The organism is Streptomyces sp. NPDC057654 (assembly GCF_042800135.1).
Lineage (GTDB): Bacteria > Actinomycetota > Actinomycetes > Streptomycetales > Streptomycetaceae > Streptomyces.
This window is the reverse complement of record NZ_JBHVHQ010001003.1, coordinates 1-2,936: the sequence shown is the minus strand read 5'-3', so window position 1 is coordinate 2,936 and position 2,936 is coordinate 1. Positions and strand designations below refer to the sequence as shown.

The window sequence follows — 2,936 nt, the reverse complement described above, 5'->3', positions numbered from 1 at the left end:
CCAGCAGGGCGGTGTCGCGGGTGGTGACGGCCGCCGAGGAGTGGAAGAGCTCCTTCGAGCGGGTCCAGTCGGAGGGGCTCGCCGGGCTGCCGGGCGGCGGTCCGGGCACGGCCCAGGGGGCGAGGGCGGTCTCGAAGCCCTCGGTGGGCTGGGCGGCGCCGCCGATGACGACCTTGGTGCTGTCGACGAAGACGCCGCGCCCTCCGGTGTTGGGGTCGGTGATGTACGAGATCGCCAGCTCGACCTTCTTGCCCGCGTAGGCGCTCAGGTCGAAGGAGGCCGGCTGCCAGCCCGCGGAGGTGCCGGTGAAGCGGTTCCACGCTCCCGTGGTGCCGCGCGGCCGGCAGCTGCCGTCGCCGAGAGTCAGGTAGTGGGTGAGCCAGGGGTGCAGATTGATGAGGTAGCCCTGCCCGCATTCGGCGGGGACGGCGGTGGAGGTTCCGCCGTTGGCGTCGGGCAGTGTGGTCCAGTCGTCCTGGCCGACCGTGTGCGCCTCGACGACCGCGTTGTCGTAGCCGTTCTCGGTGTCGAAGGCGAGCTGGAGGGAGAGGCTCGGTTTGTCCGCGGCGCTCGCTCCGGTCAGGTCGACGGTGCGGGCCAGCCGCAGGTAGGCGTTGTCCTCGTGCTGGGCGGCGGCCATCCAGTCGCCCTCGTACGGCTGGGAGGGCGGGCGCGGGCCCTGGTAGTCCCCGGCGGCGGCACTGGTGAACTGCGGGAACTGGGCCGGCGGCAGGCTGTCCGAGGTCAGCGCGTACGAGCCGGCCGCGTCGAGCGGGTTGCCGGCGGCGTCCGCGAGGTTCGCGGAGATGTCCTTGAGGGGGCCGGCGCCGGTGAACTTGGTGGGCGACTTGAGGGACGCACGGCCGTACGCGCCCAGGTAGTACTGGCTGAAGTCGTCGGTGTCGGCCGGGCCGACGCGCGAGCTGCCGCCGGCGAGCTCGCCGCTGGTGACGACCTTGCCGCCCTCGTTGATGTAGTCGCGCACGGCGAGCAGGGTCGCGCCGCCGGGGCGGTTCGCGCCGGTGTACCAGAGCACGGTGCGGAAGTGGCTGAGCACGCCGAGCGCGTGCGGGGCGCCCTGTTTGGCGACGTCCCAGACGGCGGCCTTGCGGCCGTTGTCGGCGAGGGCCTTGGTGTAGGCGGCGAGGTGCCGTGCGGGAGCGGTGCCGCCTTCGTCGGCGAGGACCAGGGTGTCGGCGCGGGGCCGCTCGGCGACGGTGTAGGTGAAGGGCTTGCTGGAGGTGCTCGCCCCGTCGCGGGTGCGGCCGGTGAACCACACCTGCACCTTGGAGCCGACGGCGGCGTCCTCGACCTGGGCCCGGTACTGGTCGAAGCGGATGTTGTCGTCGCCTCCGTACCGTTCGCCGCCCGTCCACGCCTTGAGCGGCTCGGTGTGCGTCCGGCCGCCGTCCACGCGGTAGTTGAGCCGCTTGTCGCGCAGGCTCCTGCGGGCGGTGACGGCGACTTCCTGGCCCTCTCCGCGCGCGTAGGAGGTGGCGAAGGTGTCAGGGGTGAAGTCCGGCGCGGGGATGCCCACCGAGGAGACCGGCTGGTCGGGGTGGAGGGAGGTCTCGGCGACCGAGAGGGCGAAGGGGATGTTCTTGGCGAACTCCCGCTGGATCAGCTTCTCGTCGTCCGGGAAGTTGAAGACGGACTGGCAGTCGGCCGGGTTCCAGGGGTCGTTCGGGTCGACGGCGGAGGCCGTCTGGCAGGTCGACATCTCCGGGGTGAACATCATGACCCCGTTGACGTTGGCCGCGTGCCCGTCGGCCTCGCCGTTGGTGGTGTAGAGCTCGGAGGAGACCTGCGGGTGGTAGCCGGGGATCGCGGAGTTCTCCGGGGTGCCGGCCAGGGACCGGTAGATCACGTCGTCCGGGGTCGGGGTGGCGACCTGCCAGCCGACGCCGTAGAGGATCAGTTCGGCCGCGGAGTGGTAGTTGATGGCGTACTTGAAGCCGATGCGCTTCTCGAACGCGTCGAGGGCCTGGGTCTCCGGCTCGGAAGAGGGCCCCGTGCCGCGGTAGGTCTCGCCCGACTGGCGGGGCGAGGAACCCTCGTTGTCGTAGCCCCACTTGTAGGAGAAGTTGCGGTTGAGGTCGACGCCGTCGACGCCGGTGATCTTGCCGTCGCCGTTGTTGTCGCGGAGGTTCTTGCGCCACAGCCGGTTGGCGGGGTCCTTGAAGGTGTAGTCGTAGCCGTCCGGGTTGGCGGAGAGCAGGAACCACAGCTCGGACCGGTCCACGAGCTTGGTGATCTGCTCGGTCCTGCCGTAGTTGTCGAGGTAGTAGTGCAGCAGCCGGCGGGTCATCTCGGGCGTGATCCACTCGCGGGCGTGCTGGTTGGAGGCGTACAGCGTCGCGGGCTTCTCGCCGTCGGGGATCTTCTTCGCGCCCTTGCTGAGCTTGAGGGCGAGGATGTCCTGGCCGTTCAGCGACTTGCCGATGCTGACGACCTTGGTGATGTCCGGGTGCTCCTGCCCGAGCCGGAGGATCTCCTCCTGGAGGCCGTTCTTGCCGCTGTACGGGCGGAAGACGCCGTCCCCGGCGGCCTTGAGCCGCTCGGTCGTCCGCTTGGAGATCTTCTTCTCGGTGAGGTGGACGCCCTGGCCGCGCAGGGTCGCGGCCTGGCCGCCGGTGAGGTAGAGCTCGACCGGGGCGGTGCCCTTGTCCGGTATCCGACTGCCGATTTCCTGCCCGTCCACGCCCGCGCGGAGCAGCAGCGGCATCTGCGCGTGCCCCACGTCGGCGGTCCATACGGACAGCCCGTCCCCGCCCGGCTTCGCCTGTTCCTGCGCCTGTGCGAAGGGCGCGGCGGCCAGGCCGCCGAATAACAGCGATGTCACTGCGAGAATCGCTCTCGCCTTGCGTCTCATGTGCCCCCCTTGCTGTTGTCTGTCGCGTCTGTGCGCAGACGACAGGCTTGCCACACTTCATGAT

At 70.4% G+C, this 2,936-nt stretch carries 1 protein-coding gene; it reads right to left on the bottom strand.

The window, feature by feature from the left end; translation table 11 throughout:
• The coding region (locus tag ACFU99_RS39580) for a M14 family zinc carboxypeptidase (RefSeq protein ID WP_384402348.1) at positions 1 to 2,872 on the bottom strand (2,872 nt) is incomplete at its 3' end.
• Positions 2,873 to 2,936 lie beyond the last annotated feature (64 nt).